This window comes from Candidatus Hydrogenedentota bacterium (assembly GCA_012523015.1).
In the GTDB taxonomy this organism is placed as follows: Bacteria; Hydrogenedentota; Hydrogenedentia; order Hydrogenedentales; family CAITNO01; genus JAAYBJ01.
In genome coordinates, this window is the sequence record JAAYJI010000264.1 from 1 (window position 1) to 2,207 (window position 2,207).

At 46.5% G+C, this 2,207-nt stretch carries 2 protein-coding genes; both read right to left on the minus strand.

Features of this window, described 5'->3' with window-relative positions:
• Positions 1-274: 274 nt before the first annotated feature.
• Positions 275-1,453: a hypothetical protein gene (locus GX117_11755; GenBank protein ID NLO34003.1), complete on the minus strand. Its 1,179-nt coding sequence runs from the start codon at positions 1,451-1,453 to the stop codon at positions 275-277.
• Between the two features lie 142 nt (positions 1,454-1,595).
• On the minus strand, positions 1,596-2,207 hold a 612-nt coding region (locus GX117_11760; GenBank protein ID NLO34004.1), incomplete at its 5' end, for a transposase.

Below are 2,207 nucleotides of genomic sequence, written 5' to 3' on the forward strand. Positions count from 1 at the left end.
GGAGAGCGCCGCGTTCGCAATGCGGAGGTCAGGGGTTCGATCCCCCTCAGCTCCACCATCTCCAGTCATTGAAACAGTGGATTGCACCCACTGTTTTTTTCTTTTTTATCCGGATAGTTTTCTATAGACCGTAGGTATCGGGGGCGCTATTTCTTTTGAACACTAATTTGTGGCTGGAGCTGTGCGTATGGTATCCGGTTAAACGAAAAGCGTCAAAGAAAGAAAATTCGGGGAAGCAAAGAATCCTTCCCCGAATCTGAAAACCGGTGCATCATCAAATCTCGATATATTCTTCGCGTGTAACGGGAAATTCAAAGATCTGTTCATACTGATCTGCATGCAAGGTATGAATCGGTACGATTTGTTTGGGCTGCAGTTTCTTGGTCATATTCTCGAGTGCCGGAATATCTGCATGACCACTGGTGTGAAGCGATACAACTTTTATGCCCAGCTCTTCCACAGTCTCCAGAAAACTGCGTGTGTTCTCCCCCCTACGATATCCTTCCCAGAGCGAGTAAATGAGCGTGCTGCCTTCAAGTCCCTCGATTGTGCGTAATTCGGTCTCCATGCCGGGACGAACAAAAAGCATGATTTTATCAAGGATGGAGGGCATCTCAGGTTTTCTTAATTCTCGGGAGTAGTAGCGTAAAGGGATGTCACCGTGGTTTATGTTGTGGAGTCGTTGGGTTAGCTTGTGAGGATACCAGACACGTACATCATCGAAACCGACTTTCCCGGGATAGGGCAAGTTCTCTCCACCGCGGCAGTTACCCATCTCGGCGAGGACGTGAGCGGTGTAAACATCGGGTACAAAGAGACGCTTACTCTGTCTGGCGGCCATAAAGAAGGAAAAAGCGCGGCTGATATTCTGACCGGATTGATAGATCAGAATTGCCTTCTTCGAGTCTTTACAGAGTTTTGCTGCCTCCTTTGAAAGTGCTGCTTCCGTTTGGTTCTGTTCATCTTTACGGCCCAACAAAGTGCCTTCCATAATCAATGCGTCTACACCCGGGCGAACCTCACGGTAAAGAATTTTCATGGCTTTCTTGAGATAGCCGTGTTCGCGAAAGTCGCCGGAGTAAAATACCCGTTTGCCATTTGCTTCAAATTCGAAAGCGAAGGCGCTGAAACTACTGTGGTCAACGAGATGCGGTTTGATCGTAAATGCGCCGATTGGAAACCGGCATGGCCACGAGAAATTGAGTGTATTTCTCAAGGTATAAATGTTTCGGCCGAAGGTGGACGTAACGTCGATGAGCTTATGGGTGCCCTCGCTTAGGTATACGGGAATGTCCGGATGCACATGATTGAGAAAGCCGTAATGATCTATATGGGCATGAGAAATGAGCACAGCGTCAACGGATGGCTGCTGCCATGCATAGAGTCCTTCACACTGTGGGAGCACCCCTTTATCGACGAGATCTTTGCCGCTAAGTCCATCCCAATGCCGCATATCAAATGTAGATCCACCCGGTCTGATCAAAGGCATACCTATTTCAAGAATGATGCGCGTATTTCCTGAACGTAACTCAATACAGCTGCCGCCGATTTCGTCGCTGCCCCGATGGATGATAACCTTTATCAGTTCTTCCTCCTCATTTATTTAATGAAATAATATTTTGGAAACATTGTACACGACCTTCTAATTCAGGATGATTTTTCAAAAGCGTTTTTATGTGTTTTTTCCCGATGCTGCTATAAAGCCCAACAAGAATATGTCCCTCCACTTCTGTATCATCGATAGTGATATGGGCGGGCATCTCCTTATCCCAATTTTCGCCGCCGATTAATCCCAGCCGATGTTTTTGTTCATAATTCTTTTCGTAACAAGCCTTGAATGCGCCCATATTGTTTTTTATCAGCGTTATATATCGGGCGAGTTGGTCGGCAACTTTTTCCGAAAGTTCAGGATTTTTTCCTAATTTAATTTCCAGCACAACCATTCGATAAGTATTTTTAGAGATCCAACGCAAACCTAATAGATCCAGTTCTCTTGTGATTCCGTGGTCTAAGAATGGGGTAAGGCGCACACTCCTGGATGTTCCAGCGTTCTTCCTGGAAAACAATTCCGGCGCATGAAAGAGCAACTGCTTTTTCCATTCCGAAACCTGATTCGGGTGCACCTGATATTCCGAAGCCAGTTCGGTCAAAGTCTTGACCCCTTTGACCGCCTCAAGTGCTAGCTTGGCCTTGAACTTATCCGTGAA